Annotated in this window: 2 protein-coding genes; both read right to left on the minus strand. The window is 60.2% G+C overall.

What is annotated here, in order from left to right:
* Positions 1 to 1,068 (minus strand): ATP-dependent Clp protease ATP-binding subunit ClpX (clpX, locus tag AC1DT2_RS23565; protein WP_477299107.1); only part of this gene is annotated, 1,068 nt, incomplete at its 3' end.
* 105 nt (positions 1,069 to 1,173) lie between these two features.
* Positions 1,174 to 1,339 (minus strand): ATP-dependent Clp protease proteolytic subunit (locus AC1DT2_RS23570; protein ID WP_477299108.1); only part of this gene is annotated, 166 nt, incomplete at its 5' end.

Below are 1,339 nucleotides of genomic sequence, written 5' to 3' on the forward strand. Positions count from 1 at the left end.
CAAGGCTTCCGGGCGGAATTCCAGCTCGGCGCCTTCCATGTCGAACAGCTTCTTGAACTGCTTGGTAACCGCGTTCTTGGGCTCGGTGAGAATCTGCACCAGGGCAGCCTCGTCAAGCTCGTCGAGCGTGGCGACCACCGGCAGACGGCCGACGAACTCGGGAATCAGGCCGAAACGGACAAGATCCGCCGGCTCGACGTCCGAAAGCTGCTTGCCGACGTTCTCCGTACGTTCTTTCGAACGGATTTCGGCACCGAAGCCGATACCCGTGGTCTCGGAACGCTGCTGGATGACTTTCTCCAGCCCCGAGAACGCACCACCGCAGATAAACAGGATGTTGCGCGTGTCCACCTGCAGGAATTCCTGCTGGGGATGCTTGCGGCCACCCTGCGGCGGCACCGAGGCCAGCGTGCCCTCGATGAGCTTCAGCAGGGCCTGCTGCACACCTTCGCCGGAGACATCGCGGGTGATCGACGGGTTCTCGCTCTTACGCGAGATCTTGTCGATTTCGTCGATGTAGACGATACCGTTCTGCGCCTTCTCGACGTCGTAGTCGCACTTCTGCAGAAGCTTCTGAATGATGTTCTCGACATCCTCACCGACATAGCCTGCCTCGGTGAGCGTCGTGGCATCGGCGATCGTGAACGGCACATTGAGCAGGCGCGCCAGCGTTTCGGCCAGCAGCGTCTTGCCCGAACCGGTCGGACCGATCAGGAGGATATTGGATTTGCCGAGCTCGACTTCGTCGTTCTTCTGGCGCGATTCAATGCGCTTGTAGTGGTTGTAGACCGCGACGGACAACGCCTTTTTGGCGCGCGTCTGGCCGACCACGTACTGGTCGAGAGCTTCCATGATTTCGCGGGGCTTCGGAAGTTGGGTCCGGCCGGAGGCCGCCTTCTCTTCCAGTTCCTCGCGAATGATGTCGTTGCACAGCTCAACGCATTCGTCGCAGATGAACACGCTGGGGCCGGCGATCAGCTTGCGCACTTCATGCTGGCTCTTGCCGCAGAAGGAGCAGTAAAGAATCTTGCCGCCGTCGTTGGAACGGCTCTGCCGCTCGTCGCTCATGCTTTGGGCCCTACTGAGAATCCAGGTACGCTTTGAGAATAGCACAGCACTTCGCCCCTGGAATCAGGAGCGAAGTGCCGGTTTTCACAAGCGAAAACGTTCAAATCAAGCTGAACGGACGGTGTCAACCGTGCGCTTTTCGGGGATCGAGTCGATCAGGCCATAGGCCTGGGCCTCTGCCCCGCTCATGAAGCGGTCGCGCTCGGTGTCACGGGCGATCTCGTCGACCGTCTTGCCACTGTGGTGGGCAAGGATGGCGTTGAGACGCTCG

The organism is Luteibacter sp. P4_E6, from assembly GCF_056401535.1.